General features: G+C 74.4%; 17 protein-coding genes. 10 read left to right on the top strand and 7 right to left on the bottom strand.

Annotated features, from left to right (window positions below; translation table 11 throughout):
* Positions 1-171: 171 nt before the first annotated feature.
* Both thiS and thiE read left to right on the top strand, forming a co-directional pair.
* Complete coding sequence (thiS, locus tag VEW93_15295; GenBank protein ID HYI63156.1) at positions 172-363, top strand: sulfur carrier protein ThiS; 192 nt, start codon at positions 172-174, stop codon at positions 361-363.
* Positions 360-1,007 (top strand): thiamine phosphate synthase, encoded by a 648-nt coding sequence (gene thiE / locus VEW93_15290; GenBank protein ID HYI63155.1) that lies wholly within the window; start codon positions 360-362, stop codon positions 1,005-1,007. Before thiS ends, thiE begins: the two co-directional genes overlap by 4 nt.
* On the opposite strand, the gene VEW93_15285 is transcribed toward thiE, so the two are convergent.
* From VEW93_15285 to VEW93_15265, 5 genes are all read right to left on the bottom strand, one after another.
* Positions 982-2,157, bottom strand: coding sequence for an APC family permease (locus VEW93_15285; protein ID HYI63154.1), 1,176 nt, complete (start codon positions 2,155-2,157; stop codon positions 982-984). The two genes, thiE and VEW93_15285, sit on opposite strands and share 26 nt — an antisense overlap.
* A gap of 61 nt (positions 2,158-2,218) precedes the next feature.
* On the bottom strand, positions 2,219-2,983 hold the full coding sequence (locus VEW93_15280; GenBank protein ID HYI63153.1) for an alpha/beta fold hydrolase: 765 nt from the start codon (positions 2,981-2,983) through the stop codon (positions 2,219-2,221).
* Positions 2,984-3,053: 70 nt separating this feature from the next.
* Positions 3,054-3,278 (bottom strand): hypothetical protein, encoded by a 225-nt coding sequence (locus VEW93_15275; GenBank protein ID HYI63152.1) that lies wholly within the window; start codon positions 3,276-3,278, stop codon positions 3,054-3,056.
* 405 nt (positions 3,279-3,683) lie between these two features.
* Positions 3,684-4,133, bottom strand: a complete 450-nt coding sequence (locus VEW93_15270; GenBank protein HYI63151.1) for a hypothetical protein — start codon at positions 4,131-4,133, stop codon at positions 3,684-3,686.
* Positions 4,134-4,158: 25 nt separating this feature from the next.
* The gene (locus VEW93_15265; GenBank protein ID HYI63150.1) at positions 4,159-5,274 is read right to left on the bottom strand and encodes an acyl-CoA dehydrogenase family protein; all 1,116 of its coding nucleotides are present in this window, start codon (positions 5,272-5,274) and stop codon (positions 4,159-4,161) included.
* A 77-nt stretch (positions 5,275-5,351) separates the two neighbouring features.
* On the opposite strand from VEW93_15265, the gene VEW93_15260 reads away from it, so the two are divergent.
* Together VEW93_15260 and VEW93_15255 are read left to right on the top strand one after the other, a co-directional pair.
* Positions 5,352-5,630, top strand: coding sequence for a type II toxin-antitoxin system prevent-host-death family antitoxin (locus tag VEW93_15260; protein ID HYI63149.1), 279 nt, complete (start codon positions 5,352-5,354; stop codon positions 5,628-5,630).
* Between the two features lie 52 nt (positions 5,631-5,682).
* A complete protein-coding gene (locus VEW93_15255) occupies positions 5,683-6,087 on the top strand; it encodes a type II toxin-antitoxin system VapC family toxin (protein ID HYI63148.1) in 405 nt (134 codons plus the stop codon).
* 152 nt (positions 6,088-6,239) lie between these two features.
* On the opposite strand, the gene ung is transcribed toward VEW93_15255, so the two are convergent.
* On the bottom strand, positions 6,240-6,926 hold the full coding sequence (gene ung, locus VEW93_15250) for a uracil-DNA glycosylase (GenBank protein ID HYI63147.1): 687 nt from the start codon (positions 6,924-6,926) through the stop codon (positions 6,240-6,242).
* Positions 6,927-6,993: 67 nt separating this feature from the next.
* On the opposite strand from ung, the gene VEW93_15245 reads away from it, so the two are divergent.
* Positions 6,994-7,629, top strand: a complete 636-nt coding sequence (locus VEW93_15245; protein ID HYI63146.1) for an MBL fold metallo-hydrolase — start codon at positions 6,994-6,996, stop codon at positions 7,627-7,629.
* 118 nt (positions 7,630-7,747) lie between these two features.
* Here VEW93_15245 and VEW93_15240 read toward each other — a convergent pair whose 3' ends face one another.
* Complete coding sequence (locus VEW93_15240; protein HYI63145.1) at positions 7,748-9,829, bottom strand: acyltransferase family protein; 2,082 nt, start codon at positions 9,827-9,829, stop codon at positions 7,748-7,750.
* Positions 9,830-9,990: 161 nt separating this feature from the next.
* On the opposite strand from VEW93_15240, the gene sufC reads away from it, so the two are divergent.
* The 5 genes from sufC to VEW93_15215 all read left to right on the top strand — a co-directional run bounded on the left by sufC (position 9,991) and on the right by VEW93_15215 (position 15,996).
* Positions 9,991-10,773, top strand: coding sequence for a Fe-S cluster assembly ATPase SufC (gene sufC / locus VEW93_15235; protein HYI63144.1), 783 nt, complete (start codon positions 9,991-9,993; stop codon positions 10,771-10,773).
* Positions 10,770-12,128 carry a SufS family cysteine desulfurase gene (locus VEW93_15230; protein HYI63143.1) on the top strand — a complete coding sequence of 453 codons (1,359 nt, stop codon included), beginning with the start codon at positions 10,770-10,772 and terminating at the stop codon, positions 12,126-12,128. The genes sufC and VEW93_15230 overlap by 4 nt, the downstream gene beginning before the upstream one ends.
* Before the next feature lie 37 nt (positions 12,129-12,165).
* Positions 12,166-12,645 carry an SUF system NifU family Fe-S cluster assembly protein gene (locus tag VEW93_15225; protein HYI63142.1) on the top strand — a complete coding sequence of 160 codons (480 nt, stop codon included), beginning with the start codon at positions 12,166-12,168 and terminating at the stop codon, positions 12,643-12,645.
* Entirely contained in the window at positions 12,642-13,397 is a 756-nt protein-coding gene (locus tag VEW93_15220; GenBank protein ID HYI63141.1) for a beta-phosphoglucomutase family hydrolase, read from the top strand. Before VEW93_15225 ends, VEW93_15220 begins: the two co-directional genes overlap by 4 nt.
* Positions 13,398-13,527: 130 nt before the next feature.
* Complete coding sequence (locus tag VEW93_15215; GenBank protein ID HYI63140.1) at positions 13,528-15,996, top strand: glycosyl hydrolase family 65 protein; 2,469 nt, start codon at positions 13,528-13,530, stop codon at positions 15,994-15,996.
* Positions 15,997-16,037 lie beyond the last annotated feature (41 nt).

Here is a 16,037-nt window from a genome sequence, read left to right as displayed (position 1 = left end):
GCGGCTCGGCGTGCAGCCGGCCGGGTGGGAGGAGGCGGCGGTGCCGTTCTCGGACGAGCGCCGGCGTTCGGTGGCCGACGCCGTGTCGCCGGAGGCCCTGGAGGAGGTGCGGGCGTTCAAGCGCGAGCGCAAGGCGGCGGGCAAGGGCAAGGCCGAATAGTGATCACGGTGGTGAGCAACGGGCGCCCGGTGGAGCTGCCCGAGGGCGCCACCGTCACCGACCTGCTGACCTCGCTGCAGCTCGGCGGCAAGTGGGTGCTGGTCGAGCGCAACGGCGAGCCGGTCGAGCGCCGGCTGCTCGACCGCACCGTGCTGGCCGACGGCGACCGGCTCGAGCTGGTGCGGGCCGTGGCAGGAGGATGAGCTTTCCCGGGGTCGACGAGCGGCGCCTGTACCTGTGCACGCCCGACCGTCCGGACCTCGAGCCGTTCCTGGCCGCCTGCATCCGCGGCGGCGTCGACCTGGTGCAGCTCCGGGACAAGGAGCTCGAGGCCCGGGGGGTCCTGGCCGCCGCCCGGCGGGCGCTGCGGGTGTGCCGGGGGCTCGGCGTGCCCTTCGTCCTCAACGACCGGCCCGACCTCGCGCTGGAGGTGGGGGCCGACGGCGTGCACGTGGGCCAGGACGACGCCCCACCGGCGCTGGCCCGGCGGCTCCTGGGCGAGGGCGCCATCGTCGGCCTGTCGACCCACGCGCCGGGTGAGCTCGACGAGGCCGCCGGCGAGCCGGTCGACTACGTCTCCGTGGGGCCGGTGGTGGCCACGCCCACCAAGCCCGGTCGGCCGGGAACGGGGCCGGGGTACGTCGGCTACGCCGCCGGTGCGGCGAAGGTGCCATGGTTCGTGACCGGCGGCGCGACGCCGTCGTCGGTGGGCCCGCTCGTCGAGGCCGGGGCCCGCCGGTTCGTGGTGGTGCGCTGGCTCACCGAGGCGTCGGACCCGGAGGACGCCGCACGGGCCCTGCGCCGTGCGATCGACGACGCCGTCAGCCGGCTCCCACCACCAGGCTGACGGAAAGGGCGGCGCAACCGGCCAGGCCGAGGACGGCCCACCCTCGCGGCCACCGGCGCTCCGCCGGTCGCAGGCGCAGTGCCGACGCGTTGGTCAGCGCGTAGTAGAGGAGCACGAGGGCCGAGCTCGCCCGCAGCGCGCCCTGCAGGTCGGCCACCGCCACGAGGATGGCAACGGCGGCGCCCACCACCACGACCGCGGCGGCGGGCACGGCGGTGCGGTCCCGCACAGCGGCGAGGCGCCGGGGCAGCACGCCGTCGGCGGCCATGGCGAAGGTCGTGCGGGCCACGCCGGCGAGCAGGGCGACGAGCACGCCCAGGGAGGCGACGACGGCGCCGGCCCGGACCACGGGCACGAGCTCGTCGAACCGGCCGGCGTCAACGGCGGCGGCCAGGGGGGCGTCGGTGGCGGCCAGGCCGGTCGGCCCGAGCACGGCCAACGTGGCCATCAGCACGACGGCGTAGACGGCGAGGGCGATGCCGAGGGCGAGGGGCACGGCCCGAGGGATCGTGCGGGCGGGGTCCACCACCTCCTCGCCCAGCGTCGCCACCCGGGCGTAGCCGGCGAAGGCGAAGAACAGGATCCCCGCCGCCTCGAGCAGGCCGAGGGCGCCGCCGTCGCCGAGTCCGGCATCGAGCCGGGTGGCGCCGGCCTCGCCACCGGCCAGGCAGGCGACCACCACGCCGGCGAGCACGGCGAGGACCACGGCGAGCAGGACGCGGGTCACCCGCACCGTGCGGGTGACGCCGGCCAGGTTCACGACGGTGAGGACCAGCACCACCGCCAGGGCGACCGGCCGGGCCGCGTCGGGGGCGGCGTAGGCGCCGGCGGTGAGGGCCATGGCCGCGCAGCTGGCCACCTTCCCGGCGATGAAGGCGCCGCCCGCCAGCACCCCCCAGGGGACGCCGAGCCGGCGCCGGGCGTACACGTAGGTGCCGCCGGACTCGGGGTGGACAGCGGCGAGGGCGGCGGACGACGTGGCGTTGCACCACGCCACCAGACCGGCCAGGGCCAGGGCCGGGACCACCCCCGCACCGGCGGCCCGAGCGGCCGGTCCGAAGGCGGTGAACACGCCGGCCCCGAGCATCGACGCCAGCCCCACCACCACCGCATCGCCCACTCCGAGGCGCCGGGCCAGGCGGCTGTCCATCGTCTGTGTGCGCCCAGCTACCGCCGGCGTGCCTCAGCGCACACAGACGTCGGGGGCAGGGTCAGGTGCCGGCCTGGCGCTCGAGCCACCCGAGCAGGAGGGCCACCGCCCGGGGGTCGTGTCGCAGGGCGTGGCCGGCGCCCGAGAGCACGCGCAGGTCGGCGGCGCCGTGGCCGTCGGCCAGGGCCCGGGCGTCGACCACGGGCACGACGTCGTCCTCGGCGCCCTGCACGAGCAGGAGGGGGCGGGGTGCCAGCGCCGCCACGGCGGCGAGGGGCCGCACCGACTTGAGCTCGAGCGCCCACTCCTCGAAGTCCTCGGGGAAGGCCGGGTCCTGGATCACGCCGACCTCGCGGGCGTGCTGGAGGAACCGCCGGGGCTGGGCCGCCCAGTCGGCGAAGTCGGCCCGGGCCGAGAGCGTCGCCACCCCCCGCACCCGGGGGTCGTCACCGGCCACGCAGATGGCCAGCGACCCGCCCGTCGACGCGCCCGCCAGCCACACGCCCTCGACGTCGACCTCGTCGATCATGTGGTCGACCGCCGCCCGCAGGTCGTCCTGCCAGCCGCACAGCGAGAAGTCGCCCTCGGAGCGGCCGATGCCCCGGAAGCTGAAGGTCATGACCGTCCAGCCCGCCTCGGCGGCGAGGCGGTCGGCCAGCGCCGGGTAGGTCTCCACACCGGCGCGGGCCATCGCCGCGCTCGACGGGAACCCGTGGCACACGACGAGGCCGGGGCGGCCGGGCGCCTCCCGGCCCGGGGTCGGACGGGCCAGGTGGGCGTACAGGCGCAGCCCGGCCGACTCGAAGCCTTCGAACCCCTCCCCCACGACCGCGCAGGGTACCGGGACGACGAACCGGGACGATGGCGACTTCTCGGACCGGCCGTCCGACCTGCGGCTACGCGGCGTCGCCCTCGCCGTCGGTGGCGCAGTGGCGGCACGCGTGGTAGCAGCGGTTCCGGGCCTCGACGAGCGTGTCGGGCGCGAAGACGAGGAACGTCTCGGCCTGCAGCAGATCGTCGATGGCGCAGGCGTCGACCGTGTGGTCGAGGTCGTGGACGACCTGCGAGCGCTTGTCGCCGAACCAGCGGTGCTCGGCGGCGCGGGCGGGTCGTGACGGCACCGGCGGATTATCGCCGGTAATCCGGCTCACGGTGGATCATCGCGCAGAGAGGGGCGCCCGAAGGCGCCCCTCTCCGTCGATCACTGGTTCGACCCGAGCACGCGTGTTCGCCAGGAGGACCGGGGCCTGGCCGCGTTCCCGCTCGGGGGTGGTTGGCGAGGATTCGCCGGGTGGTCCAGCGGCCGCCTAGCGGCCAACCACCTCCAGGGTCCTACTTGGTTCGCTCAGCTGGACCACCTCCTTTCTCTGGTGGCGTCAGCGTATCGCCCGTGCCCCGCCCGGGGTGAACCCCTTAGGTCCCTGCGTCAGGTCCGTCCCTGCCCCAGGCCAACCGTTTCGTCTCGGCAGCTCCGCTGCCTCGACAACCCGCTGTGCTGTCTGGAGCTCGCGCCCAAGGGCGCTCGCTCAAGCGGTCGGCGGCTCGTCGCGGGGCGGCGCCGGGCCGAGCGCGCCGATGGCCTCGAAGTACGCCATCTGGGCGTCGAGGACGGCGTGCACCTGGGGGGCGGTGTACTCGAGCCCGGCGGAGCGGGCCCGGGTCAGGACGTTGTCGACGGTCTCGCCACCGCCGACCACCACGTCGTTGGCGGGGGCACTCGCGCTCGACCCGTTGCCGGTCACGCCCTTCGAGCGGAAGTAGTCGAGGTTCCAGCGGAGGATCTGCCGCACGTCGTCGTGGCTGAGCACGGCCGACACCTCGAACGGCAGGTGCCGGGCCACCCACGTCACGGCCTCGTCGAGGTCGAACACCGGCCGCGGCGGGGCCCCGGACAGGCGGTCGGTCTCCCGCCCGACGACGACGGCGGCGATGAGCAGCACCACGGCCACCGCCACGAGTGCCCACACGACCCCCACCGGGGCCGAGCCTACGAGAGGTCGGTCAGATCCCGATGCGTTGGGCGAGCAGCTCCCGGTGGTACGTGGGATCGCCCAGCAGGAGCTCGGAGGACTTGGCCCGCTTGAAGTAGAGGTGGGCCGGGTGCTCCCAGGTGAAGCCGATGCCGCCGTGGATCTGGATGTTCTCGGCCGCGGCGTGGAAGTAGGCCTCCGAGCAGTAGGCCTTGGCCAGGCTGGCCACCGAGGGCAGCTCGTCGTTCAGCTCCGAGGCGCACCATCCGGCGTAGTAGGCGGCCGACTTGGCCGACTCGACCTCCAGCAGCATGTCGGCGCACTTGTGCTTGATGGCCTGGAACGAGCCGATGGGCCGGCCGAACTGGACCCGGTCCTTGGCGTACTGCACGGCCATCTCCAGCACGTACTGGGCCCCGCCGACCTGCTCGGCGGCCAGGGCCACGGCGGCCAGGTCCAGCACCCGCTCCAGCACCGTCCAGCCCTCGCCGTCGGTGCCCAGCAGGGCGGCCGGCGTGCCGTCGAAGGTGAGGCGGGCCTGCTTGCGGGTCTGGTCCATGGTGGGCAGGGCCTCACGGGTGAGCCCGGCGGCGTCACCGGCCACCGTGAACAGGCTGATCCCGGCGTCGGTGCGGGCGGCCACGATGACCAGGCCGGCGGTGTGGCCGTCGAGGACGTACATCTTCTCGCCGGAGAGGGTGAAGCCGTCGCCGTCCCGGGTGGCGGTGGTGGTGATGCCCGAGGCGTCCCACTTGCCGTTGGCCTCGGTGAAGGCGACGGTGGCGATGGTCTCGCCGGAGGCGATGCCGGGCAGGTGGGCCCCCTTGGCGTCCTCGTCGCCGGAGTGCAGCAGCGTGTTGGCGGCCAGGGCCACGGTGGAGAAGTAGGGGGCGCAGAGCAGGGAGCGGCCCATCTCCTCCAGGATCACGACCAGCTCGATGTAGCCGAAGCCGGAGCCGCCGTACTGCTCGGGGATGGCCAGGCCCTGGAGGCCGAGCTGCTCGGCCATCTGGGACCAGACCTTCTCGTCGTAGCCGGCCTCGGTCTCCATCTGCTCCCGGACCGCGGTCTCGGGCGACTTGTTCTCCAGGAACTGGCGCACGACCTTGCGCAGCTCCTCCTGCTCGTCACTGAAGGCGAAGTTCATGGCCGCAGCGTGGCCGGCCTGAGCGGCGCCCGCCAGCCCCCGCTGTGTCCACACGTGTCCACCACTAGGGTGGCGATGTGGCCGAGTCGGTGCCCATGCGGCACTTCCGGGCCCAGGTGGCGGCGTACCTGCGCCGGGCCGAGGGCGGCGAGCGCATCGTGGTGACCGTGGCCGGGCGGCCTGTGGCCCAGCTCGGCCCCCTCGACCCGGGGGGCGACGTCCCCACCATCGAGGACCTGGCCGCCCGGGGCCTGGTGGTGCCGGCCCGCCGGGGCGATCGCCTCCCGCCCGACGTTCGCATCGACCCGTGGCCCGGGGCCCGCCTGGACCGACTGGTCGACGAGGTCCGCTCATGACAGCGTCGGCGCAGCCGACACCTTCAGGGCGGCGGGCGGGGTCGGAGGACGTGTGACCCTGGCCCTCGACACCACCGCCCTGCTGGGCCGCTTCCTCACCGGGCCCCACCGCGAGGTGGTGGTGGGGGCCATGGCCGACGACCCGTCGTGGTGCGCCTCGGCCCTGGCCCTGGCCGAGGCCCTGCCCCTGGTCGACCGGGTCACCGAGAGCCCGGTCGACCGCGACCGGCTGCGCCGGGCCCTGCGCGACGACTGGGAGCGCATCCACGTGGTGCCGGTGGACGCCGCCTGCCTCGACCGGGCGGCCGAGCTGGCCCGGTCCCAGCCCCTGCGCACCGTCGACGCCCTCCACCTGGCCGCCGCCGACCGCCTGCCCCCGCCGGTCCGCTTCGTCACCTTCGACGCCCGCCAGATCCCGGTGGCGCTGGCCCTGGGCTTCGAGGTGGTCAGCACCTGAACGGCGTCACCGGCAACGGCGTTCACACTTCGGGTCGCTCGGCCCCCTGGAAGGGTGCGCCAGAGACGCTGATGACCCCGACCGACGACGACCCTGTCCTCGTGCGGCCCGACCGCCCCCCGGACTGATGCCCGCCGGGGTGCCGTGCCGGCTCAGCCGGGCCGCTCGGCCCGGGGCGGGATGCGCCAGTCGACCGGTCCCCGGCCCGCCTCCTCCAGGGCCCGGTTGGCCCGGCTGAAGGGGCGGCTGCCGAGGAAGCCTCGGTGAGCCGAGAGCGGCGAGGGGTGGGGCGACTCGATGACCACGTGGCGGGACGCGTCGACCAGCGCCTTCTTCCGGCGGGCCGACGAGCCCCACAGGACGAACACCACCCGTTCCTCCTTGGCCGCCACCGCCCTGATGACCTCGTCGGTGAAGGTCTCCCAGCCCTTGCCCTGGTGCGACGCGGCCTGGCGGGCCCGCACCGTGAGCGTGGCGTTGAGGAGCAGCACCCCCTGGCGGGCCCAGGCCTCGAGGTTGCCGTGGTCGGGGGCGGGGATGCCCAGGTCGGACTCCAGCTCGGCGTAGATGTTGGCCAGCGAGGGCGGGATGGCGACCCCGGGCTGCACCGAGAAGCACAGGCCGTGGGCCTGGCCCGGCCCGTGGTACGGGTCCTGGCCCAGGATCAGCACCTTCACCTCCGAGTAGGGCGTGAGGTGGAGGGCGGCGAACACGTCCTCGGCCGGCGGGAACACCGGGTGCCGGCGGCGCTCCTGGTCCACGAAGGTCCGCAGCTGGGCGAAGTACGGCTTGGCCAGCTCGGCCTTGAGCACCGGGTTCCAGTCGGTCGTGGCGGTCATCGGCGACGCAAGCTACCCGGCCGGCCCGCCCCCGCCCGCCGGGCCCCCCGGTTGGCAGACTGGCCCCATGGGACCCACGCCCGCACCGTCGCCCCCCGACACCCTCATCTGGTCGGCCACCGGCATCGAGGTCCACAAGGTGGTGGTCGGCCCCATGGACAACAACGTGTACGTGGCCCGCTGCACCGAGACCGGCGACGCCGTCCTCCTCGACGCGGCCAACGAGCACGACCGGCTGCTGGAGCTGTGCCGGGCCCTGGGCGTGCGCCGGGTGCTGGAGACCCACGGCCACTGGGACCACATCCAGGCCGTGCCCCAGCTCCGCGACGCCGGCTACGACGTGGCCGTCACCGCGGCCGACGCCGGGATGCTGCCCAGCTACGACTCGACCATCGACGACGAGGACGTGATCGAGGTCGGCCGCCTGCGCCTCCACGCCCTCCACACCCCGGGCCACACCCCCGGCTCGGTGTGCTTCACCGTCGAGGGCACGCCCCTGCTCTTCAGCGGTGACACCCTGTTCCCCGGCGGCGCCGGCAACACCACCTTCGAGGGCGGCGACTTCCCGACCATCCTCCGCTCCCTCGAGGACCGGCTGTTCACCCTCCCGGCCGACACCCTGGTCCTGCCCGGCCACGGCGACACCACCACCATCGGCACCGAGCGCCCCCACCTCCAGGAGTGGGCCGACCGGGGCTGGTGACGGGCGGCTCGTTCGGCCCACTCCAGCCAGGACGGCCGGCGCGGCCGACGATCAGGGCGGCGGGCGGGGTCGGAGGACGTGGGCCGACCGGGGCTGGTGACAGACCCGTCCGGGTTGATCAGGCCGCGGCCCACTGGAGGACGGGGAAGAGGCCGTCGTCCCGGGTGGGCCGGGGAGCGCCGCCGGCCACGGCGTCGATGGCGGCCAGGGTGTCGGCGAACCGGGGGCTGAGCTCCAGGGCCGTCTCCTCGGTGAGGTGCACGCCGTCGGGCCGCAGGCGGCGGTCGTCGTCCCGGCCGTTGATCCACGTGGCCAGGTCCAGCACCGCGACCTGCGGGTAGGTGGCCGCCACCTCGCGGATGAGCTCGTTGAGGCGGTCCATGCGGGCGGGGTCGGCGTCGGGCTGGGGGGCGGTCGGGGAGCGGCCGTTGACCCGCCCGGGGTCGATGTACGGGCTGGTGGCCACGACCACCACCGGCGTGGCCCGCAGGAGGGCGTCGATGCCCTCGGCCAGGCGCTGGCGCACCAGGTCGTCCTGGGCCGGCTGGCCGATGGTCTGGAGGCCGGCCGCGCCCTCGGGCTGCATCTCCTTGACCTCACCGGGTCCGATCTGGATGAGGGCCACGTCCATCCGCCCCGTGTCGGAGGCCCGCCGCCACGTGTCCTGCCACCCCGTGCAGCGGTCGTTGGAGGCGACGACCTCGCCGCCGGTCACGATCCGGGCCGGGGCCAGGATGGTGCACCCGAGGTCGGCGGCCCCCGAGGCCATGCGGATGGTGGGGTCCTCGTCGTCGTAGGTGACCAGCCCGAGGGTGGTGATCAGGGCGGTGGAGTCGCCGAAGATGCCGACGGTGGGAGCTTCGCCCGGCGCCGCTGCGGTGATGGCCAGGCGGGTGGCGACGTCGTCGCCGGCCTGGTCGAGCGACGTGTCCTCGGTGAGGGCCAGGCGCGGGGCCACGGCCCCGACCACCAGGGCGGCCACGGCCAGCAGGGCCCCGACTCCCAGCAGGGCCGGGGCGGGGAGGAAGCGCCGCTCCCGCACCGGCAGCTCCACCAGCCGGTAGGAGGCCACGGCCACGGCCAGGCTGACCGCGGTGCCCCCCACCAGCCGGGCCGCGCCCGGGATCGAGGTCTCGGTGAACAGCCACATGAACAGGGGCCAGTGCACGAGGTAGGCGCCGTAGGAGACGACGCCGATCCCGACCAGGGGCCTCCAGCTCAGCACGGCCCGCACCGGGCCCGACGGCTCGACCGCGGCCAGGACCACCCCCACGGTGACCAGCGAGTAGGCCAGCAACCCGCCCCGGTACCAGAACGAGTCGTGGTAGTCGGAGGTGGCGATCAGGCCCACCATGACCACCAGGGGCACCGGCCCGACCCGGCGCACGGCCCGATGCCACCCCGCCGAGGCCAGGTGGCCCCGGCGCACCCACCACAGGCCGGCCAGCGCGCCCACCAGCAGCTCGCCGGCGCGGATGTCGGTGCGGAAGTAGAGGCGATCGGGCGAGGAGCCGCTGGCGCTGCCGACGATCCCGGCCACCAACGAGAGCGCCACCCCGGCGACGAGGGCGACCGTGACCGCGGGACGCCACCGCCGGGCCAGGCGCAGCGCCGCCACCGCCACCACCGGGAACACCACGTAGAACTGCTCCTCGATGGCCAGGGACCAGAAGTGCAGGAGCGGTGACTGGCTGGCGAACTCGCCGGCGTAGGTGGTCTCGGCCAACAGGAAGCGCCAGTTGGCCACGTAGGTGAGGGCCCCGACGACATCGCCCCCCAGGTGGTCGACCTGGACGGGATCGCCGAGCACCAAGGTGGCCAGCCCGATCAGGAGGGCGGTGCAGAGGGAGGCCGGCAGCAACCGCCGGGCTCGTCGGGCCCAGAAGGCGCCCAGCCCGATCCGGCCGTCGGTGCCGTGCTCGGTGACCAGCAGGGCCGTGATCAGGAAGCCCGACAGGGTGAAGAAGGTGGAGACGGCCAGGAACCCGCCGGGCGCCCAGCCCACGTCGGCGTGGACCACGAAGATCGACAGGAGGGCGACGGCGCGCAGCCCGTCGAGGCCGGGCTCGTACGCGATGCGGCGGGGGCCGGCGGCGGCCACCGGGGGTACGTCCCCGGACGGGTCGGGGGACGCCATGGCCAGCGACCCGGCGTCCGGGGAGCCGGAGGAGGGCTCTGCGTCCCGCTCCCGCTCGACCACGGCCGGAACCCTGGCAGGGCGCGCCCGGCCCGGCAACCGGCCCTCTTCAGGCCTGGTTCAGCGGCCGGAGCGAGCGGCGTCGGCCTCGTGGCGTCCCGGCCCGGCCCCCATTACCCCTACGCGGGTAGTGCGAATCGGAGGCCACGACCTACCCTGGGGCCATGGCTGACCCCGCGGCCGACGGCGCCCCGCCCGTCCTCCAGATCACCGACCTCTGCGCCGCCCCGGCCGAGGGCGGCGACGACATCCTGACCGGCGTGACCCTCACCGTGGGCGTGGGCGAGGTGCACGCGGTGATGGGGCCCAACGGCTCGGGCAAGTCCACCCTGGCCAACGTCCTCCTGGGCAGCCCCGAGTACGTGGTGACCGGCGGGTCGGTCCGCTTCCTGGGTGACGACGTCGCCGAGTGGGGCCCCGAGGCGCGGGGCGCGGCGGGCATGTTCCTGGCCTTCCAGTACCCCCAGGCCATCCCCGGGGTGTCGGTGCTGAACTTCCTGCGCCAGGCTCTCTCGGCCCGCAAGGGCATCGACCTCTCGATGCTGGAGCTGCGGCTCTCGATCATGGAGTGGATGGAGCGCCTGGGGATCGATCCCAGCTTCGCCGACCGCCACCTCAACGACGGCTTCTCGGGCGGCGAGAAGAAGCGCAACGAGGTGCTGCAGATGGCCATCCTGGAGCCGGAGCTGGCCGTGCTGGACGAGACCGACTCGGGCCTGGACATCGACGCCCTGCGAACCGTGGCCTCCGGCGTGCGCGAGGTGCGCCAGGACCGGCCGTCGCTCGGGATCCTGTGCATCACCCACTACCAGCGCCTGCTCGACGAGCTGCAGCCCGACGCCGTCCACCTGCTGGTCGACGGCCGCATCGCCCAGAGCGGCGGACCTGAGCTGGCCCGCGAGATCGAGCACGAGGGCTACGCCCGCTGGCAGGGGGCGGTCCTTTGAGCGGCGTCGGCGCCGCCGGTGACCCGGAAGTGGCCTGCGAGCTCCCGCCTGGCGTCGAGGCCACCGAGGTGTCGGTGGCGGCGGCCGAGCCGTCGGTCGAGCCGCTGGCGGCCAGGGCGGGCGATGTGCTCGACGTGGCCGCCATCCGCCGCGACTTCCCCATCCTCGACAAGGAGATCGGCGGCCGGCGCCTGGTGTTCCTGGACTCGGCGGCCTCGGCCCAGAAGCCCCGGGCCGTCATCGAGGCCATGGCCGCCTTCGCCGAGACCGACTACGCCAACATCCACCGCGGTGTCTACGCCCTGGCCGAGCGGGCCACCGGCCGCTACGAGGCGGCCCGGGCCGCGGTGGCCCGGTTCATCGGGGCGCCGAGCGCGGACGAGGTCGTCTTCACCAAGAACGCCACCGAGGCCCTCAACCTGGTGGCCGGGTCCTGGGGCCGGGCCAACCTGGGCCCCGGCGACGCGGTGGTGCTGACCCAGCTGGAGCACCACTCCAACATCGTCCCCTGGTTCCAGCTCCAGGCCGAGAAGGGCTTCGAGATCCGGTGGATCCCGGTGGGGCCCGACGGCCTCCTCGACCTGGCCGACCTGGACCGCCTGCTGGACGGGGCCAAGCTGGTCGGCCTCACCGCCATGTCCAACGTGCTGGGCACCCTCACCCCGGTGCGGGAGATCGCCGACGCCGCCCACACCGCTGGGGCCCTGGTGTGCGTGGACGCCTGCCAGTACGTGCCCCACCTGCCGGCCGACGTGGTGGCCATGGGCGCCGACTTCGTGGCCTTCAGCGGCCACAAGATGGTGGGCCCCACCGGCATCGGGGTCCTGTGGGCCCGGGCCGAGCTGCTGGAGGCCATGCCCCCCTTCCTGGGCGGGGGCGGGATGATCCTCACCGTCGACCTGGAGGGCTTCACCCCCGACGCGCCCCCGGCCCGCTTCGAGGCCGGCACCCCGCCCATCATCGAAGCCATCGGGCTCCACGCCGCCGTCGACTACCTCGACGGCCTGGGCATGGAGGCGGTGCGGGCCCACGAGGTGAGCCTGACCGCGTACGCCCTGCGGGCCCTGACCGAGCGGGTCGGCGACCGCCTCACCATCCACGGGCCCTCCGAGCCGGCCCAGCGGGGGGGCGTGCTGTCCCTGGCCATCGACGAGGTCCACCCCCACGACCTGGCCCAGGTGATGGACGAGCACGCGGTGTGCGTCCGCCCCGGGCACCACTGCGCCAAGCCCCTGATGAAGGTGCTGGGCGTGGGGGCCACCGCTCGGGCATCGTTCTACGTTTACAACGACACCGACGACGTCGACGCCCTGGCCGAGGCCCTGGCCGCCGCGGCCGACTTCTTCGCCCCCTGATCCACCCCCTGCTGATCCACCTCGCCGGAGACCGCTCATGCCCGGACTCGAAGACCTCTACCGGGAGATCATCCTCGACCACTACCGCAGCCCCCGGAACCGGGGTGAGCTGCCGGTGCCCCCGGCCACCAGGACCGAGGGGTTCAACCCGCTGTGCGGTGACGAGATCGTGGTCTTCGTCAGCCTCGACGGGGAGGTGGTGTCCGACATCCGCATCGCCGGGCAGGGCTGCTCGATCAGCCAGTCCTCGGCGTCGATGATGTCGGCCGCGGTGAAGGGCAGGACCCTGGCCGAGGTGGCCGACCTGACCACCGCCTTCAAGTCGATGATGTCGATCCACGAGTCGACCCTGGACGGCGGCACCGGCCCCGACGTGGTCGAGGCCCCCGAGGGCGTGAAGCTGGGCGACCTGGAGGCCCTGCAGGGCGTGGTGAAGTTCCCGGTCCGCATCAAGTGCGCCACCCTGTCGTGGAACACCCTGGCCCAGGCCATCACCGAGGCCGCCGCCCGAGCGTGACCGCCACCCACGCCGGCGCGGTGATCGACACCCGGGTGGTGGCGGCCGTGCTGTTCGACATGGACGGGGTGCTGACCGACACCGCCTCGGTCCACGGGGCGGCGTGGGCCCGCCTGTTCGACGGGGCCCTGCCCACCCTCGCCCCTGACCGGCCCCACACCCCGTTCTCGGCCGACGACTACCGGCGCCTGGTCGACGGCCGGGCCCGCATCGACGGGGTGGAGGCGGTGCTGGCCGACCGGGGCATCGCCATGCCCCGGGGCGCCATCACCGACCCCCCGGGCACGACCACGGCCTGGGCCCTGGCCAACACCAAGAACGCCCTGTTCCACACGGCCCTGGCCGAGGTCGGGGTGGCCACCTTCCCCACCAGCGTGGCCGTGCTCGACGCGGTGCGGGCCGCCGGGGTGCCCACCGCGGTGGTCTCCGCCAGCCGCAACCGGGCCGAGGTGCTGGCCGCCGCCGGCCTGGGCGACCGCTTCGACACCGCGGTCGACGGCCTCGACATCGAGGACCACGGCCTGGCCGGCAAGCCCGCCCCCGACACGTTCCTGGAGGCCGCCCGTCGCCTGGGCGCGGAGCCGGAGGCCTCGGTGGTGATCGAGGACGCGGTGTCCGGTGTGGCCGCCGGGGCGGCCGGCGGCTTCGGCCTGGTCATCGGCGTAGCCCGCCACGACAGCCCCGAGGCCCTCCTGGCCGCCGGGGCCACCGCCGTGGTCACCGACCTGGCCCAGGTCACCGTCCTGCCCTGAGGCAGGTCGACCGGGCGGGCGAAGACGGACCACGGTCCAGGGCCACGGAGGCCCTTGTGGCGGGGAGGGGGTCGGTGACGCGCGACGATGCACCGATGCGCCGCCCCTCCCGACCTCGGACGATCCGCTGATGGGCGGGGGCGGGAGCGCGGTCAACGACCCGGGGTTGGTGTCGCGCACGGGCTGGGAGTTCACCTACGAGGGGGTGCACCCCGAGGTGGAGGGCCGGCGGGAGGCGCTGTGCACCCTGGGCAACGGCTACATGGGCACCCGGGGGGCGGCCCCCGAGGCTGTGGCCGACGGCACCCACTACCCGGGCACCTACGTGGCCGGCGTCTACAACCGGCTCACCACCGAGCTGGCCGGGGCCAAGATCGACCACGAGAGCCTGGTCAACCTGCCCAACTGGCTGCCCCTCACCCACCGGTGCGGCCCGGCGTCGCCGGCCCAGGGCCGCCCCGGCCCGTGGTTCGCCCCGGGCGTGGGCGAGGTGCTGGAGCTGCGCCAGACCCTCGACCTCCACCGGGGCACCCTCCGCCGGCACCTGCGGGTGCGCGACGACCAGGGCCGCGTCACCGCCATCACCGAGCGGCGCATCGTCTCCATGGCCGATCCCCACCTGGCCGCCATCGAGCAGGTCCTCACCCCGGAGAACTGGTCGGGGCGCCTCGAGGTCCGCTCGGCCCTCGACGGCCGGGTGGCCAACACCAACGTGGCCGAGGACCGGCTCCTGGCCAACCAGCACCTGCACGCCGCCGACATCGGCTGGGCCGAGGCCGGGATCGACTGGCTGGAGGTCGACACGTCGTGGTCGCACGTGCGCACCGCCCTGGCCGCCCGCTCCCACATGGTGGCCGACGGCCGGGTGCAGGTGCGGTTCGAGACCTCGGCCACGCCCGAGCTGGTCAGCCGGGTCCTGTCCTGCGAGGCCACCCAGGGTCGCCCCGTCACCGTCGAGAAGGTGGTGGCCACCTACACCAGCCGCGACCCGGCGGTGGGCCGCCCGCTGGCCTCGGCCCGCGACGCCCTCGTCGGCGTGGGCGGCTTCGACGAGCTGCTGTTCGCCCACGAGCTGGCCTGGAAGCACCTGTGGGACCGGTGCGAGATCGACGTCAACGACGGCATGGGCGACGAGGAGGTCATCGCCGCGGTCCGGCTCCACGCCTTCCACGTGCTCCAGACCGCGTCGCCCCACGTGCGGGACCTCGACGCCAGCGTCACGGCCCGGGGCCTGCACGGCGAGGGCTACCGGGGCCACATCTTCTGGGACGAGCTGTTCGTCTTCCCGTTCCTCAACTTCCGGTTCCCCGACACCACCCGGGCCCTGCTCCGCTACCGGGCCCGGCGCCTCCCGGCGGCCCGGCGCCAGGCCGCCGAGCTGGGCCAGGGCGGGGCCCGCTTCCCGTGGCAGTCGGGCAGCGACGGCACCGAGCAGACCCCCAGCCAGCTCTGGAACCCGCGCTCGGGCCGGTGGATGCCCGACAACTCGCGCCGCCAGCACCACGTGGGCCTGGCCGTGGTGTGGAACGTCTGGCAGTACCACCAGGTCAGCGGCGACTACCGCTTCATGCTGGAGCACGGCACCGAGCTCCTGGTGGAGCAGGCCCGGTTCTGGACGGGGCTGGCCGGCCTGGACCCGGCCGACGGCCGCTACCACATCCGGGGCGTCATGGGCCCCGACGAGTACCACGACGGCTACCCCGGGGCCACGGGCCACGGCATCGACGACAACGCCTACACCAACGTGCTGGTGAGCTGGCTGCTGCAACGGGTGCTGGAGCAGCGCCGGGGCTTCAGCGGCCACCAGGCCGAGATCCAGCTGTGGGAGCGGCTCGGCGTGTCGCCCGAGGAGGCCGACCACTGGGACCAGGTGGCCCGGCTCCTGCACGTGCCATTCCACGACGGGATCATCAGCCAGTTCGCCGGGTGGGACGAGCTGGAGGAGATCGACTGGGAGGGCTACCGGGCCCGCTACGGCAACATCGGCCGCCTCGACCTGATCCTGGAGGCCGAGGGCGACACGACCAACCGGTACAAGCTGGCCAAGCAGGCCGACGTCCTCATGCTCTTCTACCTGATGACGCCGGACGAGCTGTGCGCCCAGCTGGCCACCATGGGCTACCAGTTCGACACCGCCCTCCTCGACCGCACCGTCGAGTACTACATCGAGCGCACGGCCCACGGCTCCACCCTCAGCCGCATCGTCTACGCCTGGGTCACGGCCCGGGTCGACCCCACCAAGTCGTGGGAGCTGTTCCGGGAGGCGCTGGCCGCCGACATCGACGACACCCAGGGGGGCACCACCCCCGAGGGCATCCACCTGGGGGCCATGGCCGGCAGCCTGGACCTGCTCCAGCGCTGCTACAGCGGCCTGGAGCTCCGGGGCGACGAGGTGTGGTTCGATCCCCACCTGCCGGGCGGGATCCACCACCTGGCCTTCGACCTGGTCCACCGGGACCGCACCCTGGGCGTCGAGCTGTCCCATGACGCCCTGCGCATCGAGGTCGAGCCCGGCCCGGCCGTGCCGGTGTGGGTCGGCATCCGGGGCAGCGTGCACCAGCTGTGCCCGGGCGAGGTCCTGGAGGTCCCGCTCGTCTGAGGGCTGGCACCGGCGCCGGCGCAACCCGTGGGCTCCCGCTA

It is taken from the genome of Acidimicrobiales bacterium, from assembly GCA_035630295.1.
Lineage (GTDB): Bacteria > Actinomycetota > Acidimicrobiia > Acidimicrobiales > Iamiaceae > Iamia.
This window is presented reverse-complemented; position numbering and strand designations above follow the sequence as displayed.

Bases quoted from the DNA above. Each gene is read 5' to 3' on its own strand.
- sufC (HYI63144.1), top strand. From the start codon at position 9,991: ATGGCTGACCCCGCGGCCGACGGCGCCCCGCCCGTCCTCCAGATCACC.
- VEW93_15265 (HYI63150.1), bottom strand. From the start codon at position 5,274: ATGAACTTCGCCTTCAGTGACGAGCAGGAGGAGCTGCGCAAGGTCGTG.
- VEW93_15225 (HYI63142.1), top strand. From the start codon at position 12,166: ATGCCCGGACTCGAAGACCTCTACCGGGAGATCATCCTCGACCACTAC.
- VEW93_15245 (HYI63146.1), top strand. From the start codon at position 6,994: ATGGGACCCACGCCCGCACCGTCGCCCCCCGACACCCTCATCTGGTCG.
- thiE (HYI63155.1), top strand. From the start codon at position 360: ATGAGCTTTCCCGGGGTCGACGAGCGGCGCCTGTACCTGTGCACGCCC.
- ung (HYI63147.1), bottom strand. From the start codon at position 6,926: ATGACCGCCACGACCGACTGGAACCCGGTGCTCAAGGCCGAGCTGGCC.
- VEW93_15215 (HYI63140.1), top strand. From the start codon at position 13,528: ATGGGCGGGGGCGGGAGCGCGGTCAACGACCCGGGGTTGGTGTCGCGC.
- VEW93_15285 (HYI63154.1), bottom strand. From the start codon at position 2,157: ATGGACAGCCGCCTGGCCCGGCGCCTCGGAGTGGGCGATGCGGTGGTG.